Annotated in this window: 28 protein-coding genes; 19 read left to right on the forward strand and 9 right to left on the reverse strand. The window is 55.4% G+C overall.

The window, feature by feature from the left end; translation table 11 throughout:
• Nucleotides 1-8 precede the first annotated feature (8 nt).
• The 8 genes from flhA to CPH65_RS12030 all read right to left on the reverse strand — a co-directional run bounded on the left by flhA (nt 9) and on the right by CPH65_RS12030 (nt 7313).
• The gene (flhA, locus tag CPH65_RS11995) at nt 9-2102 is read right to left on the reverse strand and encodes a flagellar biosynthesis protein FlhA (RefSeq protein ID WP_096173680.1); all 2094 of its coding nucleotides are present in this window, start codon (nt 2100-2102) and stop codon (nt 9-11) included.
• 140 nt (nt 2103-2242) lie between these two features.
• Entirely contained in the window at nt 2243-2695 is a 453-nt protein-coding gene (locus CPH65_RS12000; RefSeq protein WP_096173681.1) for a hypothetical protein, read from the reverse strand.
• 3 nt (nt 2696-2698) lie between these two features.
• Nucleotides 2699-3163 (reverse strand): hypothetical protein, encoded by a 465-nt coding sequence (locus tag CPH65_RS12005; protein WP_096173682.1) that lies wholly within the window; start codon nt 3161-3163, stop codon nt 2699-2701.
• A 6-nt stretch (nt 3164-3169) separates the two neighbouring features.
• Nucleotides 3170-3649, reverse strand: a complete 480-nt coding sequence (locus CPH65_RS12010; RefSeq protein ID WP_096173683.1) for a rod-binding protein — start codon at nt 3647-3649, stop codon at nt 3170-3172.
• Between the two features lie 120 nt (nt 3650-3769).
• A complete protein-coding gene (fliI, locus tag CPH65_RS12015; protein ID WP_096173684.1) occupies nt 3770-5200 on the reverse strand; it encodes a flagellar protein export ATPase FliI in 1431 nt (476 codons plus the stop codon).
• A 3-nt stretch (nt 5201-5203) separates the two neighbouring features.
• Nucleotides 5204-5809 carry a hypothetical protein gene (locus CPH65_RS12020; protein ID WP_096173685.1) on the reverse strand — a complete coding sequence of 202 codons (606 nt, stop codon included), beginning with the start codon at nt 5807-5809 and terminating at the stop codon, nt 5204-5206.
• Nucleotides 5806-6531 (reverse strand): flagellar basal-body rod protein FlgF, encoded by a 726-nt coding sequence (flgF, locus tag CPH65_RS12025; protein WP_096173686.1) that lies wholly within the window; start codon nt 6529-6531, stop codon nt 5806-5808. The genes CPH65_RS12020 and flgF overlap by 4 nt, the downstream gene beginning before the upstream one ends.
• Entirely contained in the window at nt 6531-7313 is a 783-nt protein-coding gene (locus CPH65_RS12030) for a DUF1217 domain-containing protein (RefSeq protein WP_096173687.1), read from the reverse strand. Before CPH65_RS12030 ends, flgF begins: the two co-directional genes overlap by 1 nt.
• A 222-nt stretch (nt 7314-7535) precedes the next feature.
• Here CPH65_RS12030 and motA point away from each other — a divergent pair, with 222 nt between their 5' ends.
• The 18 genes from motA (at nt 7536) to CPH65_RS12120 (ending at nt 21624) form a co-directional block, all read left to right on the forward strand.
• The gene (gene motA, locus CPH65_RS12035) at nt 7536-8444 is read left to right on the forward strand and encodes a flagellar motor stator protein MotA (protein ID WP_096173688.1); all 909 of its coding nucleotides are present in this window, start codon (nt 7536-7538) and stop codon (nt 8442-8444) included.
• Nucleotides 8445-8448: 4 nt separating this feature from the next.
• Nucleotides 8449-9375 carry a flagellar motor switch protein FliM gene (locus tag CPH65_RS12040; RefSeq protein ID WP_096173689.1) on the forward strand — a complete coding sequence of 309 codons (927 nt, stop codon included), beginning with the start codon at nt 8449-8451 and terminating at the stop codon, nt 9373-9375.
• Complete coding sequence (locus CPH65_RS12045) at nt 9356-9862, forward strand: hypothetical protein (protein ID WP_096173690.1); 507 nt, start codon at nt 9356-9358, stop codon at nt 9860-9862. The genes CPH65_RS12040 and CPH65_RS12045 overlap by 20 nt, the downstream gene beginning before the upstream one ends.
• 48 nt (nt 9863-9910) lie before the next feature.
• Nucleotides 9911-10333, forward strand: coding sequence for a flagellar motor switch protein FliN (gene fliN, locus CPH65_RS12050; RefSeq protein WP_096173691.1), 423 nt, complete (start codon nt 9911-9913; stop codon nt 10331-10333).
• A gap of 91 nt (nt 10334-10424) precedes the next feature.
• Nucleotides 10425-11474, forward strand: coding sequence for a flagellar motor switch protein FliG (locus CPH65_RS12055; RefSeq protein ID WP_096173692.1), 1050 nt, complete (start codon nt 10425-10427; stop codon nt 11472-11474).
• Nucleotides 11475-11510: 36 nt separating this feature from the next.
• Entirely contained in the window at nt 11511-12605 is a 1095-nt protein-coding gene (gene flhB / locus CPH65_RS12060) for a flagellar biosynthesis protein FlhB (RefSeq protein WP_096173693.1), read from the forward strand.
• Complete coding sequence (locus CPH65_RS12065) at nt 12598-13098, forward strand: hypothetical protein (protein ID WP_096173694.1); 501 nt, start codon at nt 12598-12600, stop codon at nt 13096-13098. The genes flhB and CPH65_RS12065 overlap by 8 nt, the downstream gene beginning before the upstream one ends.
• Nucleotides 13099-13377: 279 nt before the next feature.
• Nucleotides 13378-13956: a MotE family protein gene (locus CPH65_RS12070; RefSeq protein ID WP_157747657.1), complete on the forward strand. Its 579-nt coding sequence runs from the start codon at nt 13378-13380 to the stop codon at nt 13954-13956.
• A complete protein-coding gene (flgH, locus tag CPH65_RS12075; protein WP_096173696.1) occupies nt 13949-14665 on the forward strand; it encodes a flagellar basal body L-ring protein FlgH in 717 nt (238 codons plus the stop codon). The genes CPH65_RS12070 and flgH overlap by 8 nt, the downstream gene beginning before the upstream one ends.
• Nucleotides 14666-14771: 106 nt before the next feature.
• Entirely contained in the window at nt 14772-15278 is a 507-nt protein-coding gene (locus CPH65_RS12080; protein WP_157747658.1) for a flagellar basal body-associated FliL family protein, read from the forward strand.
• Nucleotides 15275-16018 carry a flagellar type III secretion system pore protein FliP gene (gene fliP / locus CPH65_RS12085; RefSeq protein ID WP_172891513.1) on the forward strand — a complete coding sequence of 248 codons (744 nt, stop codon included), beginning with the start codon at nt 15275-15277 and terminating at the stop codon, nt 16016-16018. The genes CPH65_RS12080 and fliP overlap by 4 nt, the downstream gene beginning before the upstream one ends.
• A gap of 261 nt (nt 16019-16279) precedes the next feature.
• Entirely contained in the window at nt 16280-16663 is a 384-nt protein-coding gene (gene flgB, locus CPH65_RS12090) for a flagellar basal body rod protein FlgB (RefSeq protein WP_096173698.1), read from the forward strand.
• On the forward strand, nt 16663-17082 hold the full coding sequence (flgC, locus tag CPH65_RS12095) for a flagellar basal body rod protein FlgC (RefSeq protein WP_096173699.1): 420 nt from the start codon (nt 16663-16665) through the stop codon (nt 17080-17082). The genes flgB and flgC overlap by 1 nt, the downstream gene beginning before the upstream one ends.
• On the forward strand, nt 17082-17423 hold the full coding sequence (locus tag CPH65_RS12100) for a flagellar hook-basal body complex protein FliE (protein WP_096173700.1): 342 nt from the start codon (nt 17082-17084) through the stop codon (nt 17421-17423). Before flgC ends, CPH65_RS12100 begins: the two co-directional genes overlap by 1 nt.
• A gap of 54 nt (nt 17424-17477) precedes the next feature.
• Nucleotides 17478-18266 (forward strand): flagellar basal-body rod protein FlgG, encoded by a 789-nt coding sequence (flgG, locus tag CPH65_RS12105; RefSeq protein ID WP_096173701.1) that lies wholly within the window; start codon nt 17478-17480, stop codon nt 18264-18266.
• On the forward strand, nt 18266-18778 hold the full coding sequence (gene flgA, locus CPH65_RS12110) for a flagellar basal body P-ring formation chaperone FlgA (protein WP_096173702.1): 513 nt from the start codon (nt 18266-18268) through the stop codon (nt 18776-18778). Before flgG ends, flgA begins: the two co-directional genes overlap by 1 nt.
• 87 nt (nt 18779-18865) lie before the next feature.
• The gene (gene flgI / locus CPH65_RS12115; RefSeq protein WP_197704055.1) at nt 18866-19978 is read left to right on the forward strand and encodes a flagellar basal body P-ring protein FlgI; all 1113 of its coding nucleotides are present in this window, start codon (nt 18866-18868) and stop codon (nt 19976-19978) included.
• Nucleotides 19979-20937: 959 nt separating this feature from the next.
• Nucleotides 20938-21624 carry a response regulator transcription factor gene (locus tag CPH65_RS12120; protein WP_096173704.1) on the forward strand — a complete coding sequence of 229 codons (687 nt, stop codon included), beginning with the start codon at nt 20938-20940 and terminating at the stop codon, nt 21622-21624.
• Between the two features lie 190 nt (nt 21625-21814).
• Here CPH65_RS12120 and CPH65_RS12125 read toward each other — a convergent pair whose 3' ends face one another.
• A complete protein-coding gene (locus CPH65_RS12125; RefSeq protein WP_197703837.1) occupies nt 21815-22651 on the reverse strand; it encodes a response regulator in 837 nt (278 codons plus the stop codon).
• Nucleotides 22652-22936: 285 nt separating this feature from the next.
• On the opposite strand from CPH65_RS12125, the gene CPH65_RS12130 reads away from it, so the two are divergent.
• Entirely contained in the window at nt 22937-24616 is a 1680-nt protein-coding gene (locus CPH65_RS12130) for a methyl-accepting chemotaxis protein (protein ID WP_172891514.1), read from the forward strand.
• The last annotated feature ends 148 nt before the right edge of the window (nt 24617-24764 follow it).

Genomic DNA, 24764 nt, shown 5'->3' on the forward strand with positions numbered 1-24764 from the left:
GTCACCTGTTAAGATACGTTGCCAATGGTGATGAGATCGACGCCTCGGACCACCTCGAGATGAGACAGAACGGGCAGGGTGGGGAACAGCCGTTCGACAATCATGCGAACGTAGCTGCGGGCATCAGGCGTTGTCAGAATGGCATAGCTCTGATGGTTGCCGGATTTTTCGCGCACCAGCTTGGTGAGATCTTCGCCAAATTGCTCCACCAGATGCGGATCGATGTCAAATTCGACAACTTCGCCTTTCGCATCGCGTTTGAGCGCATCATGGAAGGCCAGATCCCACTTGTTGCCAAGGCGGATGACGGCGAGTTTGCCGCCCTTGGCCAGATCACCACAAATCTGCTGCCCCATGCGAATGCGCACATGTTCCACAACCTGTTCGGAGCGGCGCACATGCGGTGCGATTTCCGCGATCGCTTCAAGGATCAAATGCAGGTTGCGGATCGAGACGCGCTCGGCCAGCAACAGCTTGAGGACAGCTTGAAGACCCGAGTAGGAAATGTGGGCCGGACAGATGTCGTCAATCAGACGCTTGTATTCCTTGTCCAGACGATCCAGCAGCGAGCGCATGTCCTTGTAGGAGAGGAGCTGCGGCAGGTTGTTGCGGATCACTTCGCTAAGGTGCGTGAGAACGATAGAGGTGTTGTCGACCGATTCCATGCCGATGCGCTTGACTTCATCCGCATAGGCTGAAGGCACCCAGATGCCTGGCATGCCGAAGGCGGGTTCGCGTGTCGGCTCACCGGGCAACTTGCCGGTGTTCTCCGGGCCTGACAGCACAAGCAGCTCACCGACACGCAACTCATGGCTGGCAATCACGGTGCCGTGGATCCGGATTTCATAGCTTTTCGGGTTGATGCTCAGGCTGTCCGTCAGCTGGATATCCGGGACAACAAAGCCATATTCCTCGGCAAATTTGCGGCGCATCTTGGCGACGCGGTTGGCCAGATCATCTCGCGACGTCAGCATCTGGGCCGTCAACTGTTTGCCAAGGCACAGCTCGATTTCCGATGCCTTGAGGTTCTGTTTCACGGACATCCGCTCGTCCAGTTCGCGCTGGCGAGCCGCAACAGCAGTCTTGCGATCAACCTCGTCCTGCGCGGCAGCCAGCTTGCGCGGAATGGTGTAACCGGTAAAGGACATGATGGCCGCCAGAATGGCGAATGGCAGGAACGGAAGACCGGGCATGAGAGCCAGAATGATCATCAGACTGGACGCAACAAACAAGGCGCGTGGATACTTGCCAAGCTGTCCCAGGACCGCCTTTTCTGCCGAGCCACGGGTGCCGCCCTTGGAGACCAGAAGACCGGCAGCCAGTGACACGATCAGCGCGGGGATCTGAGAGACCAGACCATCCCCGACCGACAGTTTGGTGAAGACGTCGGAGGCTTCGCCAAGGCTCATGTCATAGCGGGTGGCACCGATGACGATGCCGCCAAAGATGTTCACCGCCGTGATGATCAGGCCGGCAATCGCATCGCCGCGGACGAATTTGGAGGCACCATCCATGGCACCGAAGAAGGAGCTTTCCTCCTCCAGCTCCCGGCGGCGCAACTGGGCTTCCTTTTCGTCAATCAGCCCGGCATTGAGGTCGGCGTCGATCGCCATCTGCTTGCCGGGGATCGCATCAAGGGTGAAGCGGGCGCCAACCTCGGCGATGCGCGTCGCACCCTTGGTAATCACGAGAAAGTTGACGATCACGAGAATGGCAAAGACGATCAAACCGATCACGAAGTCGCCGCTCATCACGAATTGCGAGAAGCCGTTGATGATCGCGCCCGCCGCATGCAGGCCCTCATGGCCTTGTGACAGGATCATCCGCGTCGTTGCAATATTGAGCGACAGGCGCAGCATCGTGGCGATCAGCAGAATTGTGGGAAAGGATGAAAACTCAAGCGGTTTCTCGATCCACAATGCGACCATCAGGATCAGGATCGAAAGAGCGATGGACAGCGATAGCCCAATGTCAATCATGAAGGCGGGAATTGGCAGGAACAGGATCGTCAGAATGATGACGATACCGAAGGCAAAGCCAACATCACGGCTGGTCTTCTCAGGCGGTAGGCTAACACCTGCGACGACGTTCAAGTCAGACATGTCGCTCTCCAATGCGGGTCAATTGCTTTTGGGGATAATGACGCGGCAAACTTGCGTTGGGCTTGTGGGATGCCTCTCGCGAAGGTTTGCTGTGCATGGCGTCTGGCGTTCGGGCAAAAAAATAGGGAGCAAAGCGCCCCCTATCCGGCATGAACCATGGAACTTGGGAAAAAGCTGAATTCCTCGACCAGAATGTCGTGCACCAGATTGCCGCGCATCCGCGCGTTGACATTGGTTCGGATCTTGCTGGTCAGACCGTCAAGGTCATAGCGCTTGAGGTCGCTGAAATCGATTTCTCGGTCGTTGTAGATGGCGCGAAAGGCCTCATCGACGATAAACGGGTTGGGCGGCACCGAGAGGGTGGTCAGCTTGCTGCCATCGATGGTGTAGACAAACTGGGCGACCACATAGCCATGCACCTTGCCGTCGGCAATCATCGGGACGCTGATGGCGCGTGTCTTCTCATAATCCATGCCTGCTTGCGGCGACTCGGCAATTTCCATCAAGGTCTGCCGGTTCATCCAGATGCCGGAGAAATAGGCCGAGAGCAGCGCAACCGCACCAATCCAGAAACCCAGCAAGGTATATCGCATGATCTATTTTGCCTCCAGATGCTGGGCCGGGCTGGACGAGTAGGTCCCGTCGGATTCAGCCTTGATCATCGTGGCTGAAAGCAGATCCGTAATCTCGCGAACCGCTTCGAGATGTTGTGCGAGCAGGCGTTCATTGTCATCAAGCACCTCGCGCAGCAGGCGCAATTCGTTGACAACGCTGGTGGGGACATCGCGCATATCGATATCGCTCATCACCCGGTTCAGATCGAGCAGGGCGCGTGACTTCGCATCGGAGTAGGGTTTGAGATCGACGACCAACTTGGATCGCAGGGCGCTGGTCTCGTCGGAGACGACGGATATGGCGCGGTTCACCGTGGTGAGCATCTTCTCTTCAAGATAGAAGGACGCCTCATCGGCGGATGCCGGGAGGGATTGGCTCAACGGGCGCAATACAATGGCCGACGCTTCATTGTCATTCAGTTCGGTGGCTTCATGTGTGGTCGTCATGTGACATCAACCCTGTGATACGGTCTTGTTGCTATTGGGGATCTTGAGATAGTCGGCAAGGCCGACGGCATGGGATTTGGCGAGCTGGTCGCCAAGCTGTTCGGCCATCATCGAGCGCCAGATTTCGCCTGCTGTGCCCTTGCCGAAAAACGCTTCGGAATCCCGAGGCAGCATTTCGCCCAGAAACTGGTTGAGCAGCATGGCTTCAAATTTCACGCCAAGATCTGAACGTTTGGGCGACATGTTATAGCGCGAGACACCGCTGCTTGCGTCGGTCAGAAAGGCGGGATTTGTAATGGACGAATAGGTGTCCTTGAAATCCATGCTGTCCTGATTGGTCGACTGGGTGGCGAGAGAGGCAAATTCCGTTGCAGGTGCGCCTGGCACCGAAGATGTGCCAAGCCGCATCGTTGCATTCTGTTGCGCGACCGGATCGGCTGCCCGGACCACATCAAGTACCAGATCGGAAGGTATGGAAATCGCCATTTCAGGTCTCTCGCTTGATGATGAAAAGGTCTGTTCTGGATGATAGGAGTGCTGGCTTGCGTGTGGCTTGCCGATCTGATGACCGAGCGTGTCTTGCGTGATCCGTCATTTGACCTGTCTTCAGGTTGCTGCCTCCTGGGCAGCAAGGGCCTCTGACAGTGCGCGGAACGGATCCTCGACTTCCGAGCTGCTCACGCTGTCGTGTGGGGCCTGGCACAGAATGTCGTAGATGCGCGGAATGAGTACCATCGCGTGGTCAAGGTCCGGATCAGCCCCCTTGGTGTAGCCACCCAACAGACGCAGGTCTCTGGTTTCCTCAAAGCGCGCGATCATCCCCTTCAAGCGCAGGATCAACTGGTTCTCGTTTTTCGACCAAGCCTTGTTGGCCATTCGGGAGACCGATGACAGCACGTTGATCGCAGGATAGCGCCCTTGATCTGCGATGGCGCGATCAAGCACGATATGCCCATCGAGAATGCCTCGGATCGAATCCGCAACCGGATCATTATGGTCGTCGCCATCGACCAGAACCGCAAAAATGCCGGTGATCGCACCGCAAGGCTCAGATGAGCCGTGTGGCTGGCGCCCCGGTCCAGCCCGCTCAAGCAGACGGGGGAGTTCTGAGAAGACGCTGGGCGTGAAGCCGCGCGAAACCGCCGGTTCCCCCGATGCCATGGCCACATCGCGCGCGGCCTGAGCAAAGCGCGTGGCAGAGTCCATGATCATCAGGACGGACTTGCCCTGATCGCGGAAAAACTCGGCAATCGCCATAGCTGTCTTGGGAGCCTGACGCCGCATCATCGGGCTTTCATCGCCTGTGGCGACCACGACAATCGACTTCTGCAACGCATCACCGAGCGTGCCTTCAATGAATTCTCGCACCTCTCGGCCCCTTTCGCCGACGAGGGCCACAACAACCACCTCGAAATCGAGCGCCTTGGCAAACATGGCCAGAAGCGTCGACTTGCCAACCCCGGAGCCGGCAAACACCCCGATGCGCTGTCCCACGCAAAGCGGTGTGAACAGGTCGACGGCCCGCACACCGGTACGGACGGGCTTGTCGATCATTGCCCGTTCCATGGCTGGCGGCGGGTCGCTTTCAAGCGCCACAGGGTCGCGGCCGGGGACGAGCATGCCGCGTCCGTCGATGGGGCGTCCCAACGCGTCGATGACCCGGCCGGTCCAACTATGGTCCGGGCAGAGTTGCACTGGTCCCATGCACAGAACCCGTGTGCCAATGCCGACATCGAGATTCTGGCTGTAGGGTTTTGCGTAGACCTTGCCTTCGTCGATGCGGATGATTTCGGCGCGGGCTGGTCCACGCCCATTGGCGCGGCGCACATCGAGCTCGACGCAGTCGCCGATGCAGACATGCTTGTCCAGCCCGCTGATGCCATAATATCCCGGTGTGATCTGGGTGACCGCACCACACGTGCGCAACGAGGTCGTGTCATCCTGTAGCAGTCGGATGACACCGTGCAGCCGATCAAGCTTGTTTGCGCGCGCTGGCCGCGCCGGGCTCGGTTGGCTGCTGGAGGTCTGATGATCCATGGGCTAGCCCTCTTGGGGGAACTGTTTCAGATAGCGTTCCTGCAAAAGCTGAAGGGTTTCTGCAGGCAGCCGGTTCGATGGATGATGAACCAGACCGGAAACGGCGGGGAGAGCGGGTTTCAGGGCATCAAGATTGCTGTCCCCATCACGCGTCGCCTCGATACTGGCTGTCTTGGTGGTCGTTGTCGGGTCAATCCCGGCCATGGTGTCGAGCTTGAGCAGCCTTGACAAATCAAGAGCGCTATCCCCGGAGGTGGATTTGAGAGCTTCGGGCTGCTGAGCCGATGCATGAAGCTGGGAGGGGGGCGGCGGTGTCGAATCCTGTGCCATCCTGTTGCCATCAAGACCGGACGGCTGAGTGTGGAACAGCGATGACACCATCGACAGGAAGTCACCGACCAGCGGAATGTCTTCAAGCGAAAATCCGAAATCGATGGAAGGCGCATCCGCCACCCCCGGGTTTGTGGCCCGGGTTGTCCAGCGCGCATCGGCTTGTGTCGCGTGATGAGAGGTTTCGGGGCGAAAGGAGCCAAAGTCCTGAGTGATCCGGCTGAGATCAACAGGATCTGAGGCCGCGATCGAGTGTGTGGCTGTGACTGGGGTGGTCATGAATCGCTTCCCAATTCACGAATGGCTTGGCTTTGCGCATTCTCGGTTGTTTCCATGGCCTTGGCTGCGCTCTCGAAGCTGCGGCTGATCATGATGAGTTTGGTCATTTCGGTCATGGCGTTGACATTGGAGCCCTCGACATAGCCCTGAACCACCCGGGCCTTCGTCGGATCCTGCACGGGGAAGGGGACGCCATCCGTTACGACGGCCGAGCCGCCATAGCGCGTGAGCTTGTCTTCTTCACTGATCTCGAACAGGCCGAGACGGCCCTGACCCTGACCATCCTGCATGATCTCGCCATCCGCCTGAATGATGGGCTTGCCGCCTTCCGGATCCATCTGGATGGGCGCGCCGGATGCGGACAGGATTGGTTCGCCATTGACGGTCGTCAGCATGCCGGTCTGATCCATCGTCAGGCGCCCGTCCCTCGTATAGGCAATTTCCTGACCGCGCTGGATCGAGAACCAGGCTTCCCCCTCAATGGCGACATCAAAGGGATTGTCTGTCTTGGTGATCGCACCCTGCCGCCGCGAGATGTAAGTGTCCCCCATGGACACGAAACTCACGTCATTCTTGCCCGCATGGGTCAGGGTTTCGGAAAAGCTGATTTCCTCAGCGCGGTATCCGGAGGTGTTGACGTTGGCAACGTTGCGCGCAATGGAGTTCATGCGGTTTTCCATCGACACCTGAGCGGAGAGAGAGACATAGAGCGAAGATGGCATCAGAACCCTCCCAGTTTCAGCCCTTGCAGGCTTGCCAAAAGGCTTTCATCCATGCTGACCATGTTGTTGCCATTGAGCAGTATGTTGGGCACCGATGCCGAAACATTCTGGTTCTCCAGATCCCACAGGGCCGTAAAGCGAACCAGCAGTTCCTTGACCTTGTCGGGATCCTGTAAATCCTCGATATCAATGCGCTCTTCGATCATGGCTGCCTGCACATCAAGATCGGCCCCGGCGGCTTCATTGGGAATGCCAGCCAATGTCCGGGCCACCTCGGCGAGCGCCGGGTCGGCGAGCAGCTCGAGTGGGTTTTTGATTTCAGAGGCCTTGCGCTGGAAGTAGAGACCGAGCTGCACACCGGCATTCTCCTCCCCTTCCTGATCCTCAAGCGACTGGCGGACATATTTGTCGACAACGCCCTGTTGGACCTCTTCGAACGAGGTGGTCGCCTCGCCGAATTGTTCAAAGTTGAACGCCTCGGCAAAGGTTCTGAACCGTTCATCGGTGATTTTGTTGGCAAAGGCGTCATCGCTGCTGATGCCCTCTTCAAGCACCTTGTGCATATAGGCCTTGGCATAGGTCATGTCTTCCAGACCATAGGCCTTCATCGCATAGCTGAAGACGTCATAGTCTTCGATGAACTCATCGATGGTTTTGATGTCGCGGATTTTATCGAGATATTTTTCGCTCAGCCGGTCAACAAGAGGGTCTTTTCTGACCGTATCAAGCGACTTGCTCATATTGGAATTGAGCATGGTCAGCCGTAGGGATGTATCTATCATAACGGGCACTCCTGAAGTTACTGCAGCGAAAATGCACCCCGCAGCTTGTCCCAGGCTGACCATGTCTTTTGCCGTGTGTTTCGCGCGCCCACCGCTGTCATTTCTTCGCTCTTTATAATGGAGCCGATGCCCGCCTCCCAAGCTGGCCGCTCAGGTCAGGTTCGCGCAAGACAGACCTTCTAGGTTGTTCTCAACGACAATTCTAAATCGGGAGAGCCGATCTTGAGTGTATTTCTCGGACTTTTCATCGCAATGGCTTCATTGCTGGGTGGCTTCGCTGCCATGGGTGGCCATGTTGCTGTGCTGCTGCAGCCATGGGAATTCGTCATCGTGTTTGGCGTCGCCTTCGGCACCTTCGTGATTGCCAACCCTCTTAAGACGGTGCGCGACACCGGGATCGCCTTCACCGAAGCGGTGTCCAACTCGGTGCCCAAGAAGAAGGACTATCTCGATGTCCTCGGGCTGCTCTACACGCTGATGCGTGAATTGCGGGCCAAGGGCCGCAACGAGGTCGAGCCCCATATCGAAACGCCGGAAACTTCGGAAATCTTCGCCCATTATCCCGCCATCCAGCGCAACATCGCCCTGCGGGATTTCATTTGTGACTATTTCCGCCTGCTCATTGTGTCCAATGCGCGCCCGCACGAAATCGAGGGCCTTATGGATGAAGAGCTGATGACCCGCATGCGCGATCAGATGAAACCCTATCTGGCTCTGAGTGCACAGGCGGAAAGCCTGCCTGCCATCGGCATCGTTGCCGCAGTGCTCGGTGTCATCAAGGCAATGGGCGCGATCGATCAGAGCCCGGCCATCCTGGGAGGCCTGATCGGCGCGGCACTGGTTGGCACGTTTGCCGGTATCTTTGCCGCCTATGCGCTCGTTGGTCCGCTCGCCAACAAGGTCAAGTCGGTACGTGAGAAGAAAAGCCGCCAATATGTGCTGGTCAAGCAGACGTTGCTGGCCTTCATGAATGGGGCCGCCCCCCAGATTGCCCTTGAGCATGGACGCAAGACCATTTCCGAACTGGACCGCCCGAGCATTGACGAGGTCGAGAACCAGACCATGAATGCCGGTACCTTCTCGCCAGCCGAAGGCTCCGTCCATGAGTTGAACCAGAAGGGAGCTGCGTAAGTCGATGATGCAAGCCCATCACACGCCCATTACCGACAGTCTGCTCGATGCTGCGGGCACGTCGATTGAACGCCTGCCGATGCTGCCGATCATTTTCGACAGGGCAGCCCGGGTCTTTGCTGACACCATGCGCCAGCGTGCAGCCTCTCCGGTCTATGTCTCCGTGAGCTACGTCGGCAACGAACGGATTGGCGATGTTCTGGATGCCAACGAAGCCAATGCTCTGGCCGCCGTTGTCTATACGCCAGAATGGGATACCCGCCTGCTGATCGGGTTCGACCGGGATTTCATCTTTTCGATGATGGAAGTCATGTTCGGAGCCGATGGCACCGAGCCGCCGGTTGATGACGAGCGCGCCTTCTCCAACATCGAGACGCGCGTCTCCCGCTCCCTGTTCGCCGATGCGATCAAGTGTCTTGAGGATGCCTTCAAGTCGATCTCCGACATCACCTTGAAGTTCGAGCGGATCGAAAGCCGCATGGACTTTGCTGTCATCGGCCGCAGAAACAACACAGCCGTTGTTGGTCGTCTGCTTTTGCAGGCGATCGGGCGGGGCGGCGAGATGTTCGTTGTCATACCGCACAATGCCCTGACGCCCTTGCGACAGAACCTGACGCAGGTCGTCTCTGGCGAAGGCAACAATCGCGACAAGAAATGGACCCAGCAGTTCCAGGCCGAGATCCAGAGAACCAACGTGAAACTGGACGCGGTCCTTGAGGAACGCTCGATCTCACTGGACGAATTGTCGGACCTGAAGGTGGGCGATGTGCTGCAACTTCAGGCGACGCCGCGAAGCAAGGTCACCTTGCGCTGCAACAATCAATCCCTGTTCGCCTGCACCATGGGTCAGGCCGATGGATCCTATTGCCTCAAGGTCGAGGATTCCATCCATCAGAAAGAGGACATTCTCGATGATATCCTATCTCGCTGACGGCATTTTGATGACCGCTCTCGTCGTGACCTGTGTGTGGGTCCTGAAAATGAATTCGCGGCTCCAGAAACTGCGGGACAACCAGTTCGAGTTCCGCCGCATCATGGAACAGACCACGCAGGCGCTTGAAGGTATCGAGCTGTCCATCGACGAAATCAACATTCGTGGCCAGCAGGTGCTGAATGCCCTTGGCAGCCGCATTGATGAAGCGCGGGACATCGTGACCGATATCGACCAGATGACCCGGGAAGTGCGCAAGCAGCAGAAAGAGTTGCGGCTCGAGATGATCACCTTTCAGGAGCAGATCGGCAAGGAATGCTCCAACCAGATCGACATCCTAAAGAAAGTGAGCGAAGCGGCAAATAGCGTGTCCGGAAGCCGGGGCCGTGAGGACGCAACAAGCGGACCTTCAGCTGTAGAACCCAGCTTTCACCGTCTGGAAGATCAGCTTCCACCCATGCTTCGCAAGGTCCGTCTCAAGTCCTGAGCTGACCATTCGCCCGACAAACCCAATTCGTAAGAAGGATTTTGACAGATGTCCGACGAAATTGAATTCCAGAAAATCAGCCCCGAAGATATGCCCAACCCTCCGCTTGAGGATGCCGTGCACAAGGAACCCAGATTCGAGGACTTTGGCGAGCAAACCGTCAAGGAACAGACCTTCGGTTCCACCATCGATAGCGATCGCAACCTCGATACCGTTCTGGGCATTTCGGTCGACATTCAGGTCGTGCTCGGCTCTGCGTCCATGCTGGTGTCCAATCTTCTCAAGCTGGGACGCGGGGCGGTGATCCCGCTCGACCATCGGGTTGGCGAGCCGGTCGAGGTCGTGGTCAATGGCCGCGTCATTGCTCGCGGTGAGGTCATTGTCGTTGAAGACGACAACTCCCGCTTTGGCGTCTCGTTGACCGAGATTGTCGGCACCAACGCGTCAGCCTCCACCGAAACAGTGAACTGACGGCGCTTGGAGCGCTCCCCTCAAGACGGTCTTCGCGGGCAGGTCTGCGAAGACATGACGGACAAAAAGAATAGCCCAACAGAGGTATGTCATGACGGCATTGGCACCGGTTTCGAACGAAGTTCAGCTTTCTCAGCCACAGAAGAGGAAGTTCCGCGGCATTGACAAGGTGGCGGCTCTGATGCTCGGCATGGGCCAGACCAACGCCTCCAAAATGCTGCGCCATTTCGACAGCGATGAAATTCGGCTGATCACACGCGCTGCGGCACAGCTAGGCAGTGTCAGCGCTAACGAAATGGAAGAGATCATCGAAGAATTCGTCGAGCAATTCTCCGACGGCTCGAGCCTTTATGGATCGGTAAACGAGGTCCAGAAGCTCCTCACGGGCGTGTTGTCCGACGATGAAGTGTCTGACATCATGGCTGATGTCGCCGGTGCGTCCAACTGGTCCATTTGGGACAGGATCTCGACCATCTCCGAAAGTGCGATTGCCAATTATCTGCGCAAGGAACATCCCCAGACAGCTGCTTTCATCCTGTCGCGCAGCAAACCCGCAGCAGCCGCCAAGATCATGAACCTGCTTCCGGCGGATCTGCGCAACCAGCTGATGCGTCGCATGCTGTCGATCAAGCCGATTGTGCAGGATGCCTCAAGGGACATCGAAAAGGTATTGCACGAAGACTTCCTGCTGAACTTCTCGGGCAACATGGAGGCGGATACCTTCTCGCGTATGGCCAATATCCTCAACCAGATGGAACGCGACCAGATGGAAGCGGCTCTGAACAATCTCGAGGATCGCCAGCCCAAATCGGCCGAAGCGCTCAAGAGCCTGCTCTTCACTTTCGACGATATCGTCAATCTTACGCCGCGCGCCCGCATGGCGATCTTCGATCAGATCAATTCCGATCAGATTGTCATGGCGCTCAAGGGGACGGATGTCAATCTCAGACAGTCCATCCTGTCGACCCTCGCAAGCCGGACACGGCGCATGGTCGAGCACGAACTGGCAAGCAGCCAGCCAGCGGCAGAACGAGACGTTCTGGCAGCCCGGCGCGAGATCACCGATCTCGCCCTGGAAATGGCCGGGCGCGGCGAAATCGATCTCAATCCGAAGCAGGAAGGAGGAGCCCTGTTGCAATAGTCACGACGCCCCCTTCACAAAACTGCGTGACCATAAATGTCGGATGAAAACAAAGACAGCAAGACAGAAGAACCCACGGAGAAGAAGATCCGTGATGCCATCGAAAAGGGGAACATTCCGCTTTCGAAGGAAGTCAACGTCTTCTCTGGCATATTGGGCCTTCTCATCGTTCTGGGATATGCGATCAGCTCGCAAGTTTCGAGATTGTCGGTCGTCATGGGACGAATACTCGATGGAACAGGAGATATCCGAATTGAAAACCAAACGGATTTCATACAGCTCGCGAGTGCCGTCGGTATTGAAATTGCCCGGTTTCTCGTTGTTCCTGTCTCGATCTTTCTCGTCTTCGGGTTGGCCGCGACATGGTTTCAGCATCCACCGCAAGTGTCTTTCGAAAGACTTAAGCCTGATCTTTCGAAACTCTCTCCCGGCAAGGGCTTCAAACGCATGTTTGGCGCTCAGGGAGGAGTGGAGTTTCTCAAGGCTCTTGCCAAATTCATTATTCTTGCTGTTGTCATTGGCATTCTTTTGTCAAACGAGCGTCAGGTACTGGCCAACATGATGTTTACTGATCCCACTCTGCTGCCAGAAGAATTGCTCACGATTACGATACGCCTGATTTCCGGGATCTGTGTCGCAATCATCGCGCTCGTCGCACTCGATGTCATCTGGGTGCGCGGTCACTGGCGGCGTGAACTGCGCATGAGCCGCAAGGAACTCAAGGACGAGTACAAGCAAACCGAAGGGGATCCGATGGTCAAGGGGCGTATGCGGTCTCTGGCTCGGGACAGGGCCCGCAATCGCATGATGGCCTCTGTTCCGGAGGCGACCATTGTGATCGCAAACCCGACCCATTTCGCGGTTGCGCTGCGCTATGTTCACAATGATGACAAGGCACCGATGGTCGTTGCCAAGGGGCAGGACCTCATCGCTCTGAAAATTCGCCAGATCGCCGAAGACAACGACATTCCGGTGATTGAGGACATTCAGCTTGCACGGGCACTTTACGCAAAGAGTGAAGTGGATATGCAGATCCCGCCACAGTTCTATCGTATTGTTGCGGAATTGCTATATTATGTATATACCGCTGATAACACTCAATCAAAACCGGTTACGGGGACTTATGATTAAACTGACCCGCAGTGCTCCCGCAGGTGAACGAACACAGTCCACACAGACCGGTAGTCATCAGGAGTGCCTGACGCGTGCCATCATGTGGGCTTTCGAGGACCTTGGCTCTGAATTGCGTTTGATCGATGTAGATCATCTCATCGCCTATATCCATTCTGAAGCCCATGGAAATATCCGGGACTTGATCGCGTCCTCAGCCGAATTGTTCTTCCGCGAGGGCACTGTCATCTACAGTGACAGCGCCGATATGGTTGTCGAATGGGGGGACGCACCACGGATCATGCTTGATCTTGAGTTTCGCAACGCTGGCGTTGTCGTCAAATTCGAGATGCTGCTGGCCGCCTCGGTGACGGACATCAATCTGCAGGAACTCACCATCGAGCAGCCCGCCGACTCTGTTCTGGACGAACTCGATTGTCTTGTTGACGCCTTGAAGGGTGCCCGTCTCAAGCCGGTCGCCACGGAGTGGTCACCCAAGTCCACGCTGAACTGAACCGACGCTCGGGCAGGCTCTGCCCGATGGCGCATCCGGGCGCGCCGCGTTGGCATCATGCCCGCCCCGCGCGGATCCAGATGGCCGGGTGCCGCAAAGGCACCCCCAAAGTCCCCTCCCTCTACGATAGCCAATTAAGCCTCCTTATCGTCTCGTTCGGTGGAACAATCCGGCCGGGAAGGGCACCACATCAGCCTGACACAAGCTTTCCCGATCAAACTGCCTCCTGACCGTTCCATCTGCGCGTTCGTGAAAAATGCGCAAAAACGAGAGGCGCAAATGATCAGCTTGTCAGGTTGGCTGACCCCAGCTCACCGAAATAACCGATTGATGCAGACCGGCCTTGTATTTGGCCTCTGCATGGCTGCCGCCGTCGTTTCCGCAGCGCCGGCGCCAAGCAACAAAAGCGATGTGGCCTCCAAAGTCGCGACCGCTGCCAGTGACGTCAATCAGAGCGATGCACGCAGTTACTGCGCCAACATCGCCGATGCAGCCAGAGAACAGCGGATCGCCTGGCAGTTGCACAATCTCGTTGCATTGCAGGCAGATATCGACGAGCGGACGCAGAAGCTAGAAGCCCTGCGCACGGATGTGCGCGCGTGGATCGAAAAAAGAGATCGAATTCTTGGTGAAGTGAAAGAGCACATCGTTTCGGTTTACGAGCGGATGCGTCCCGACGCCGCTGCGGAAAGCCTGGCCAGACTGGACAATGATGTCGCGATTGGCCTGTTGACTGGCATGCAGCCGCGCGTCGTCGGGAGCATTCTCAATGAAATGGAAGCGGATCGCGCCTCGAGCCTGACCGAAGGCATGGCATCGCTTGTTGAACTGGACAAAGGAGAGTTGGCTGATGACTAGTCACCTTGTCAAACCCGCTCTGGCGCTGCTGACCATCGTGACGCTCTCGGGCTGTTCGGATACCCTCAAGAGCATCCATGGAACACCGGAGCTGACCCCGGTCGGTCACGGGCTTCGCTATAAGGCGCTGCGCCCGCCATTGGCTCAATATCAGCCAACGCCGCGCAAAAGCTATCAATCGATGTGGGATTCCGAGCGCACCGAATTTTTCAAGGAACCACGGGCCAAGTCCATCGGAGATGTGCTCACGGTCGCGATCAATATTTCCGATCAGGCCAATCTCGACAACAAATCCGATCGCAGTCGTTCCTCCAACAACAATGCCGGGATCGACTTTGCGTTTGGTCTGTTCGGTTTCAGCGATCAAGGCGCGGGCGATCTCGACCTCGACTCGGCAATCGAAACCAACGGGCGCGGAGCGATCAACCGCAGCGAGACCATCGACCTGCAAGTGGCCGCGATCGTTACCCAGAAGTTGCCCAATGGCAATCTGGTGATCTCCGGCTCGCAGGAAGTCCGCGTCAATAACGAAGTACGCGTTCTCAATGTCGAGGGCATTGTACGAACCAGAGACATCGGGCCGGACAACACCATTACCTATGACAAGATTGCCGAAGCGCGCATTTCCTACGGTGGGCGTGGGCAGGTCACGGAAATGCAGCATCCTGGCTGGGGACAGCGGGTCTATGAAAAAATCGCGCCCTTCTGATCCAAAGATCGATCTCGTTTGGGACAGGGATGACGCATCCCTGCCTGACCCGGAAAGAACAGGTCGTAAAGACCGTGAAACTCAGCTCAACAGGAACGCAGCTGCAATGACCGATCTCATGATACCTGCCGAAGGAGGCACTGCCTCGGCGGCACAACGTTCTGACCGGAGTGTCATCCCGGTTGTTCTTATTCTCACCTTGATGGCTGCGGGTGCCGGAGCCCTTGCCGGCATGAATCTTGTCGACCAGACCCGGTTGGCCGTGCTCAAGACCGAACGGCATCAGAGCGATGACGGCATCGTCCCGATCTATGAAAGCACCGGCTATATTCAGGCGATCAAGCCAGTCGTGGCCAATCTTGCCGATCCGAAGAATGTGTTCGTTCGCATTCAGGGCACTGTCATCTTCAAAAAGGAAGACGTCAAAGACGCTCCGGTTCTGGTGAGCAAGATCGAAAGTGATATCTCCGCCTACATCCGGACCTTGACGCTGGTTGACATCGAGGGAGCCGGCGGTCTGCGGCATTTGCGAGAGGATCTCAATCACCGTGCCCAGATCCGGACCGAAGGCAAGGTCAACGAGTTCATTCTCGAAACGATGGTGGTCCAGTGAAACGTCTAGTCGTATTTATCGGGTTTTTGCTTCTTTTGATCTCGCCCGCGAGCGCTCAGGTGCCGGACTTGCGCGACCTGTTGCCTGTCGGTGAAGCGTCCGCGAGCGGGCGCATGGTGCAGATGATCGCCCTTCTGACCGTTCTGTCACTGGCACCCGGCTTGTTGATCATGGTCACCAGTTTTATTCGCTTTGCTGTTGCCTTTTCTTTTCTGCGTTCGGGTCTTGGCCTTCAGACCACGCCCTCGAACATCGTCTTCATCAGCCTGGCGCTGTTCATGACCTTCTATGTGATGGCTCCGACCTTCGATCAGGCATGGCGCAATGGCCTCAAGCCGCTGATGGACAATCAAATCACGGAAGAGCAGGCGTACGAGAAGGTGTCACAGCCGTTCCGGGAGTTCATGCTCGATCATGTCAGGGAGAAGGATCTTGCCCTGTTCAACGATCTTGCCGCCGCGCGTCTGACAGGGGTCGCCGTTGATGACCCGAACAATGTCGAGATGCGTGTGCTGATCCCGTCTTTCATGATTTCCGAATTGCGGCGGGGGTTCGAAATCGGCTTCCTCGTGGTATTGCCGTTTCTCGTCATCGACCTGATCGTTGCGACCCTGACCATGTCCATGGGTATGATGATGCTGCCACCAACCGTCATCTCGCTGCCCTTCAAGGCCCTGTTCTTCATTCTGATTGACGGCTGGAACATTCTGGTCGGGGGCTTGATCCGCTCATTCTTCTGATTTGTTGCCTGCCCTGCAGCTAAACCTGCCGCCATTCACTCAGCGTGAATGGCGGCTTTTTTTTTGTCTCAAGCTCGCTTGGCGCCATGGCAGAGCTTGAGTTCATTGGCTTTTTCGCGCCGCAAATTATGCAGGATTGTTTGGAAAATTTGAATAGAATTGAAAATAATATATATATTTCAATAAGATAGATAAGCTTGGAAAGCTTCGGGCAAGTTTGGTCCGCTAAATATTGATCATCGAAACAGTCGGAGAGTGACGATGGATCCTGTCTATATCATGAAGTTGGCAAACCAGCATCAGAACTGGCTGTCCGTTCGCGAAGCGACCGTGGCCCAAAATGTCGCCAATGCCAACACCCCCGGATATCAGGCCAGGGACGTCGAATCCTTCACGGCACTGTTTGACAAGGCACAGGTCAACATGCGCAGCACCCAGCCGGGGCACATGTCTGCGCTCGAACACACCGAACGCACCGGGGACGTTGAAAAGAAAGACAGCTGGGACGTCACCTATTCCGGCAACTCGGTGTCTCTTGAACAGGAAATGATGAAGGTCAACGAGATCGCGCGCGATCACACCCTGACGACCAGTGTCATGAAGTCAATGCACAAAATGATGCTTCTGAGCGCAAAGGTACAATAATGATTGATCCGATCTCAGCTACATTCCAGATTTCTTCCAACGGGTTGTCGGCACAGGCGCAGCGCTTGCGCGTCATCTCGGAAAACCTGGCCAACGCCCAGTCGACCGGCGAAACCGCTGGCTCCGACCCCTACCGCCGCAAGACGGTAACGTTCAAAAGCGAAATGGACCGGGCAACCGGAGCCGATCTCGTCCAGATCAAGGACATCGGCCAAGACAAGGCCCCGTTTCGCATCGAGTATGACCCCGGACATCCGGCTGCGGATGAAAACGGTCGGGTCAAACTTCCCAACGTGAATACAATGATCGAACTGTCGGACATGCGTGAAGCAAACCGCAGTTACGAAGCAAACCTCAAAGTGATTTCTCAAACGCGCAGCATGGTGTTGCGTACAATTGATCTGCTTAGGAGCTCATGATGATTGACGCAATCAATTCCCTTTCCAGCATGACTAGCAACAGCATTGGCACGCAGGGCGTGACAGAAAGCCGGTTCGTTAACACCGAGCAGGCGAATGCTATCGCTGACGTTGACGAGACCGGAAAGTCCTTCACCGACTATTTCGCAAAAGTTTCAAGCGATGCGATCGCCACGATCAAACAGGGCGAAAGCGCCTCCATTGCCGGGATTCAGGGTAAGGAGTCCGTGCAGAATGTTGTGCAGGCCGTGATGGATGCCGAACTCACCCTTCAGAGCGCCATCGCCATTCGCAACAAGATCGTGAGCGCCTATCAGGAAGTCAGCCGCATGGCGATCTGAGCGGGAACCGCGCTATTCAGTCCAGTTTTTTGATCATCACCTGAGGATAGGTCCATGAAATCTCTCGCTATCGCAGCGACCGGCATGAGTGCCCAGCAGCTCAATGTTGAAGTCATTGCCAACAATATTGCCAACATGAACACCACCGGCTTCAAACGTGCCCGTGCCGAGTTTACCGATTTGCTCTATCAGGCCGAGCGTGTGCAGGGCATTCCCAACCGCACTGGCGAGGATCCGATCCCCGAAGGTGCGCAGCTTGGTCTGGGTGTCCGCACTGCTGCCATCCGCAACCTTCACACGCAGGGCAACCTCGACAACACCGGTAACGATTTCGATATGGCGATTGATGGCCGCGGCTGGTTTGTCGTGACCAACGCCGAAGGGGAGACACTCTACACCCGCGCCGGGGCCTTCAACACCAACGGGGAAGGGCGCCTTGTGACCGCCGATGGCTATCCGGTCGAACCGGCAATTGTGTTCCCGTCCGATACCGTTGACGTGCAGATCAACGAAGACGGCGAAGTCTATGCGCTGCTTGATAGCCAGACCAACCCGCAGAAACTTGGCCAGCTTCAGATGGCGGTCTTTGCCAACGATGCTGGTCTTGAAGCCAAGGGTGGCAACCTCTTCAAGGAAACCAACGCCTCTGGTACACCCATTGATGGCGTGCCTGGGGATGCTGGCTTTGGCCGGATCCGGCAAGGCTATCTTGAAACCTCCAACGTTGATCCGGTCAAGGAAATCACTTCCCTGATCAACGCCCAGCGCGGCTATGAGATGAATTCGAAGGTCATTAAGGCCGCCGATGACATGGCCGGGGTCGTGACGCAAGGCATCCGCTGATGACTGAGCTTCGTCCATCATCCCCTGAGAGCCATGCATGGCCGAAACGCAGGCTTGCAGGAGCAGCTATCGCTCTGGCATTCGGGGTTGGAATGCTCGCCTCATACGCTGAGGCCGCGTCCCGTGTTGTCAGTCTGCCTGTCCCCAAGGTCACCCTCAAGCGCGGAGACGTCATCAATCTCACGGTGCTTGAGCAAAAGTCTTTTCAGGCAAACAGGATCGACCGGTTCAACATCGTGCCCAAAAGCGGCGAGCTATTGGGCAAGGAAGTGACGCGTGAATTGATCGCGGGCATGCCAATCCATCGGGCCGCCGTTGCTCACCGCGAGATCATCAAGCGCGGTGCTCCTGCGCAACTGATTTTTCGGGAACAGGGTCTGAATATCATTGCCTATGTGGAACCGCTTGAAGATGGCGTCATCGGTGATGTCATCCGTGTTCGCAATCTCGATTCTGGCCTGATCGTAAGCGGTGTGGTTCAGCCTGATGGCACAATTTCCATCGGTCCATGAAATTTTAGGCCGCCAAACAGGGCCATGAAACAGGGCCAAGAAACAGGGCCAAAAAACAGGGAAAGGCCCCCAAGCATGAGAATGACCATGAAGACCATTTTGAACTGGCTTGCAATCGGGCTGTTGGCGCTGCTGTTCTCTGTTGACGCCAACGCCGCCGTCCGCATCAAGGATATCACCTCGTTGCAGGGAGTGCGCGACAACCAGCTCGTGGGCTACGGTCTGGTGATTGGTCTGCTGGGCACCGGGGACACCTTGCGCAACGCGCCCTTCACCGAGCAGTCCCTGCAATCTATGCTCGACAGTATGGGCGTGAATGTGCGCAACTCCCGTCTCAGAACCCGCAACGTTGCGGCTGTGGTGGTTACCGCCAACTTCCCCGCCTTCGCGCAGAAGGGTTCACGCATTGATGTCACCGTTTCCTCGCTTGGTGATGCCAGTTCCCTGTCGGGCGGCACCTTGGTCGCAACGCCACTGATGGGGGCGGATGGCAAGGTCTATGCCGTTGCGCAAGGCTCTATGACCGTTTCGGGCTTTTCCGAGCAGGGCGCTGCACAAAGTGTTAGGGCTGGGGTTGCCACATCCGGCCTCATCTCCAATGGTGCCATCGTGGAGCGCGAAATCGGCGATACCTTTGCACGTCTGCCCAACATGGTGCTGGAGCTGTCGAACCCGGATTTCAAGACCGCGGTCAGAGTGGCTGATGCGATCAATGCCTTCTCTCGTGCCCGGTACGGCGTGAAACTGGCCAGAGAGCGTGACTTGCGCTCGGTCGAGCTGCGGCTCCCCAAGAATGTCAACATGACCCGCTTCATCTCCGAGATCGAGGGCCTTGCGGTGCAGCCCGATACGCCGGCCCGTGTCGTCGTCGATGAAAGGACGGGAACGGTCGTGATCGGCAGCAATGTCCAGATATCGACCGTCGCGGTGACCCACGGCAATCTTGTCGTCCGGGTCACGGAAGATCCCTTCGCCAGTCAGCCAGCGCCGCTTTCCGACAATGGCGACACGGTCGTGCTGCCGCGCACAACCATCGAGGCGGAACAGGAAAATGGTAACATGTCCATTGTTGGCGGCACCGATCTGCAAACCCTTGTCAGTGGCCTCAACCGCATCGGTCTCAGGCCGTCAGGTGTGATCACGATCCTGCAGACGATCAAGACTGCGGGCGCCTTGCAGGCCGACCTGGTCATCCAGTAGGCCAAGGTGCCCGGTCAAAAGACCGCAGTTTCCAACCCTTCAATACGGCACTCTCCATGCCACAACTTGACCCCGCCATAAGATATGGCGGGGTTTCTCTTTTTTGCCGTGCGAGTCTGGCTCTGGACCTACGCCCGCATCCCCAACCATCTCCGTCTCCATCTGAATGCCAACAGAGCGCTTTGTCGAACCCGCGGTTTTGTGGCTCTTTGTTGTTGAGCTCTCATCAAGGCCAGGCTCTACGCTCAGCGCTGCTCACCAGAGCGGTTCTGGCCTGATCCGTGGTGGCCCGCAGCTGTGTGCTCATGTCCGTTTTGGCGGTTGATTGGGCCGGGGAGGGCGCGCTTCACCAGATCCGGGTTGGGGCGTCTTTGTTTCTAGTGATTGATGAATGGTTTGATGAAGCGGCAATGTAGCGCCAAATCCCACAAACTTTCAACACAAGCAACAGGTTGCAACAAGGTTGGTGTTGTATCCTGTCTTGGAGAAGGGCTGGTCAAACATCGCAGTCTTCGGGGATTTCGCTGCCGCGAAGGGCTTCCCACCGGCTTGCCATCGTCACAACTTAAAATGAAAACGCTGACAAACTATTTGCAATCTCGAAAAGCCAATTAACAATTCATCTGAATGCAATAATTTATAAGTGATTGAAATGTATAGATTATCAAAAATAGTATTGAAATGCGTGTAAATACCCGTTAACCAGATCAAGGGCATTTGCTTGAAGATGCAGGGGAATTGGAATATACCTCGGTCACTCAAACGGACATTGAAAACAAGTTTATATAAATGTCTTGTAGAGTTTGAGATATTTTTTGCAACAATTCGTATAAAACCCCTCCTCCGTCTTTTAAAGACTATTTCCCGCAACTTTTAAATCCGCAAGCCTCACGTCAGTTTTATAGTGACGCCGCGGCAATATAAAAGTACTCCTATCTTCATCAAGAGGGAGTATTGCGATGATAGTAGTTATTGATAATCGTGGTATTGTGACAGACGGATATACATCCGGATTTCAGCGAGAAGGCGTGGCCTCTATCGGGATCATGCCACAAGAATTTGATGGTTGGGTCAGCAGCATATCCGATACTGATATTGACGCTGTTGAAGCCTTTCTTTTAGGCGATTGCGATGGGCGGGTTCAATACCCCGGTCTGATCCGCAGACGCTGCAACAAAACCCCAGTTATAGCTCTTAATGATGCGCCATCCCTTGAACAGACACTCGATCTGTTTGCTGCAGGGTTCGACGACGTCGTGCGAAAGCCAGTTCACGTCAAAGAGATCTTGGTCAGAGCCGCAGCGATCCGTCGTCGTACAGGAGACTTTAACGACATGCAGCCCGAAGGTGATATCCGCGTTTATTTTGATGGTCGATCGCCAGAGATAAAGGGGGAAGTCATGGAACTACCCCGTCGCGAGCGCCGTATTCTTGAGTTTCTTGTCAAGAACAAGGAACGTCGTGTTAGCCGCGCCCAAATCTACAACGCGGTCTATGGTTTGCTGAACGAAGACGTCGAAGAGACTGTTGTCGAAAGTCACATCAGCAAGCTGCGCAAGAAACTGAAAGTCAGATTGGGCTACGATCCGATCGATTCCAAACGTTATCTTGGCTATATGTTCAACAGCGAAATGGAAATTGCTTGATAGCATGAGAGCGGATCAGCCTGGCGCTATGGCTCCCTCTCATCGGTGTGACGATCCGCACTATATTTCCCAAGACCCTGGACAGTTTTATGTCCCGGACCGCCAGGCAATCAAAAATCCCCTTTTGGGGGCTACAAGTCAGGTGTTTGGGGTGTCGGTTTCAAAGGATGTTCCTAAAGGCTACGTCTTGTCACTCGCGTTGAAGAAAACTGAACATATTGCGTGTCTTGCCGAATTTTGGCGTATCTAGCCCAAGATACTTATGCATGATGCAGTCAACATCTTGCGGACCAAATGGTTTCTTCAGAAAACCATTGACCCCGACAAAGGCAGCGGATCGCTCAAGAAAACTGGTATCATTGGTAGACATCATATAGATCGCAATCTTGTCAGACACATTGCGAACGGCTCCTGCCAATTGCAAGCCATCATTCCCGGGCATGTGATAGTCGGTGATGATGATTTGTGGCTTTTTGGCTATGATGACCTGGATTGCTTCTTCAACACCTCCTGCTTCAGATATGTCGAAGGAAAAGCGGGATTTCTCGAAGACTTTCCGTGCGAGGCGTCTCATGGTGTTCGAGTCATCAACGATCAAGATCGAATAGGTTCGGACCATCACAAGAAATGTGCGAAAAATCTCCGCGATCTCCGCACTGTTAAAAGGCTTTTGAATGAAGTGGTATGCACCATATTCTGCAAAAACCCGCTCTGAGGTCTGATCAAGATCCGTTGACATGGCAATCGTCAGGCATGATTCAGATTGTGTCCCTCGCATCGCAGTAATCAGCTCAGGTCCGGTCAGTCCCGGCATATTGATATCTATAAATGCCAAATCAATTGATGTATTTCGCAGTATTTCGAAAGCGGACGCCCCGTCAGATGCAAGTTGCAGCTCGAAGTATGCTTTTTCGCTATGAAGATTTATGCCTCTACGAACCAGGTTTCTGGTGACTGAGCTGTCATCCGCTACAAGAATACGTAGCAGTCTGTGAACAGTTTTATTGTCTTCTGGGGAGATGGGCATGGAACTACCGATTTACGTTTTCTTACATACCTGACTTTTATAAATATAAATTACATAAAAAACCGTAAGCATTGAACATATTCAATTAATGGTTGCAATTATGGGTATTGCGCAGTTTTGTAGCGAAAATTTTAAAAATGAATACATGGAAGAAATGTTGGGAGGTAATAATTTGGTAGCAGGTATTGTGACAGTTTGCTTCCGGTTCAAAAACATTGACCCGCATCGTTTTGTTAGCTTTTGACCTTCCCATCGCAGGAGGGCAATAAAACCGGAGGCCACCCTGTGACCAAGCTATTTCATTCCCTGTCGGCCAAATTGTATGGTTTGGTTGCCTTCTTCACTGTCGCCTTTCTGGTGCTTCTCGCTTACCAGATCCAGGTCCTCAGCGGTCATTTGTTGGAGTCGAAACGCACCGAAACGAAGGGGGCTGTTGAGGCCGCCTATAACGTCGCCGACTTCTACTACAAAAAAGCCCAGAATGGTGAAATCTCTGATGCAGAAGCGCAGGAGTTTGCCAAAGACGCCGTTAGGGGCATTCGCTATCAAGGCAAAGAATACGTGTTTGTCTATGACTATAATTACTACAATGTCGCGCATCCGGTGCAACCTGAGAAAGAAGGCAAAGACCTCTCCATGACGAGAGACGGCAAGGGCAAGCTTTATGTTCAGGAATTTGTGAATGTCGCCAAGAAAGATGGCGAAGGGTTCGTTCAGTATTGGTGGAAAGATACCAAAGGGGCATTCCGCGAGAAGCAGAGCTTCGTTAAGGGGTTTCAGCCGTGGGGCTGGATGATTGGGTCCGGCATGCTAGTTGACAGCATCAATTCCGTTCTTTGGCGCGCCGCGATCAATGCTGGCACAATCACAGGCCTGCTTATCTTGGTAACCGTCTTTATGGGAGCATTCCTCGTCCGGTCAATTACGCGCCCACTTGCCAAACTGACCCATGACATGATGCAGATCGCCAATGGCGCACTGTCAATCGAGGTCGCTGGACAAAAGCGCATGGATGAAATCGGCGATATGAGCCGGGCGGTCGAGACGTTCCGTCACAATGCCATCGAGCGCGACAAGCTTGAAGAACAGGAAAAGGCCAACGATCTAGAGCGCATGCGCAACGCAGAGCGTGTGACCGGGCTGATTACCGAGTTCAGGGAAACCGTCGCCGAAAACCTTGGAATCGTTACGGCACAGACAGCGGAAATGGAAGAAGCTGCCGATCAGATGCGCAGCATTGCAAACCAGACGGAAGAAGGCTCGGCCCAAGCGTCGGCTGCTTCCGAAGATGCTTCGAGAAATGTGCAAACCGTCGCGTCTGCAGCCGAAGAGCTCAGCGCTTCCATCAACGAGATCATGCAGCAGGCCGTGCGCAGTCGCGAGGTCGTTGCAACGGCCTCGTCCGAGGCCCGCATGTCGAGCGAGAAAGTGGCCGAACTCGATAACGCCTCTCGCAAGATCGGTGAAGTCGTCAGCCTCATTCAGGCCGTCGCCGAGCAGACCAACCTTCTGGCCCTGAACGCCACAATCGAAGCCGCACGAGCAGGAGACGCCGGCAAGGGATTTGCTGTGGTGGCTGCCGAGGTCAAGGAATTGGCCAATCAGACATCCAAGGCGACCGAAGAGATCTCGACGTTGATCCACGCCATTCAGTCCTCCAGCCGAGAAACCGTTCAGGCCATCTCGAACATCACAAGCGTCATGGAAGAGGTCGATGGCTACACATCGGCAATTGCATCAGCGGTTGACCAGCAAAGCACGGCCACCATCGAGATTGCCAACAATGTGCAACAGGCTGCACAAAGCACAACGTCTGCATCTGACAATATGGGTGATGTGCGCGAGAAAGCCAACGTGACAACACAGTCTGCGGCCACGGTGAAAGGGGCTGCCGACAAGTTGCAGGACAGCACGCAGGATCTTCGCGCACGTATTGAAGCATTCCTGACCAACGTTGCCGCTTAGTGCCAATCTCGTCGCTTGATATATGAGCCTTGAACGGCGATCCGTCTTTGATTGCCGTTCGAGAAGGAAGATTTGACATGACAGGGTAGGGATGGCTTCTAGCCATCCCTATTGTTTGTTATCAGGCCTGTCATCTGTCAGCCGAGCA

The organism is Cohaesibacter sp. ES.047 (assembly GCF_900215505.1).
GTDB lineage: Bacteria > Pseudomonadota > Alphaproteobacteria > Rhizobiales > Cohaesibacteraceae > Cohaesibacter.

Coding starts and splice junctions, on each gene's coding strand:
- flhA (WP_096173680.1), bottom strand. CDS start 2,102: ATGTCTGACTTGAACGTCGTCGCAGGTGTTAGCCTACCGCCTGAGAAG.
- CPH65_RS12000 (WP_096173681.1), bottom strand. CDS start 2,695: ATGCGATATACCTTGCTGGGTTTCTGGATTGGTGCGGTTGCGCTGCTC.
- CPH65_RS12005 (WP_096173682.1), bottom strand. CDS start 3,163: ATGACGACCACACATGAAGCCACCGAACTGAATGACAATGAAGCGTCG.
- CPH65_RS12010 (WP_096173683.1), bottom strand. CDS start 3,649: ATGGCGATTTCCATACCTTCCGATCTGGTACTTGATGTGGTCCGGGCA.
- fliI (WP_096173684.1), bottom strand. CDS start 5,200: ATGGATCATCAGACCTCCAGCAGCCAACCGAGCCCGGCGCGGCCAGCG.
- CPH65_RS12020 (WP_096173685.1), bottom strand. CDS start 5,809: ATGACCACCCCAGTCACAGCCACACACTCGATCGCGGCCTCAGATCCT.
- flgF (WP_096173686.1), bottom strand. CDS start 6,531: ATGCCATCTTCGCTCTATGTCTCTCTCTCCGCTCAGGTGTCGATGGAA.
- CPH65_RS12030 (WP_096173687.1), bottom strand. CDS start 7,313: ATGATAGATACATCCCTACGGCTGACCATGCTCAATTCCAATATGAGC.
- CPH65_RS12040 (WP_096173689.1), top strand. CDS start 8,449: ATGATGCAAGCCCATCACACGCCCATTACCGACAGTCTGCTCGATGCT.
- CPH65_RS12045 (WP_096173690.1), top strand. CDS start 9,356: ATGATATCCTATCTCGCTGACGGCATTTTGATGACCGCTCTCGTCGTG.
- fliN (WP_096173691.1), top strand. CDS start 9,911: ATGTCCGACGAAATTGAATTCCAGAAAATCAGCCCCGAAGATATGCCC.
- CPH65_RS12055 (WP_096173692.1), top strand. CDS start 10,425: ATGACGGCATTGGCACCGGTTTCGAACGAAGTTCAGCTTTCTCAGCCA.
- flhB (WP_096173693.1), top strand. CDS start 11,511: ATGTCGGATGAAAACAAAGACAGCAAGACAGAAGAACCCACGGAGAAG.
- CPH65_RS12065 (WP_096173694.1), top strand. CDS start 12,598: ATGATTAAACTGACCCGCAGTGCTCCCGCAGGTGAACGAACACAGTCC.
- CPH65_RS12070 (WP_157747657.1), top strand. CDS start 13,378: ATGATCAGCTTGTCAGGTTGGCTGACCCCAGCTCACCGAAATAACCGA.
- flgH (WP_096173696.1), top strand. CDS start 13,949: ATGACTAGTCACCTTGTCAAACCCGCTCTGGCGCTGCTGACCATCGTG.
- CPH65_RS12080 (WP_157747658.1), top strand. CDS start 14,772: ATGACCGATCTCATGATACCTGCCGAAGGAGGCACTGCCTCGGCGGCA.
- flgB (WP_096173698.1), top strand. CDS start 16,280: ATGGATCCTGTCTATATCATGAAGTTGGCAAACCAGCATCAGAACTGG.
- flgC (WP_096173699.1), top strand. CDS start 16,663: ATGATTGATCCGATCTCAGCTACATTCCAGATTTCTTCCAACGGGTTG.
- CPH65_RS12100 (WP_096173700.1), top strand. CDS start 17,082: ATGATTGACGCAATCAATTCCCTTTCCAGCATGACTAGCAACAGCATT.
- flgG (WP_096173701.1), top strand. CDS start 17,478: ATGAAATCTCTCGCTATCGCAGCGACCGGCATGAGTGCCCAGCAGCTC.
- flgA (WP_096173702.1), top strand. CDS start 18,266: ATGACTGAGCTTCGTCCATCATCCCCTGAGAGCCATGCATGGCCGAAA.
- flgI (WP_197704055.1), top strand. CDS start 18,866: ATGAAGACCATTTTGAACTGGCTTGCAATCGGGCTGTTGGCGCTGCTG.
- CPH65_RS12120 (WP_096173704.1), top strand. CDS start 20,938: ATGATAGTAGTTATTGATAATCGTGGTATTGTGACAGACGGATATACA.
- CPH65_RS12125 (WP_197703837.1), bottom strand. CDS start 22,651: ATGCCCATCTCCCCAGAAGACAATAAAACTGTTCACAGACTGCTACGT.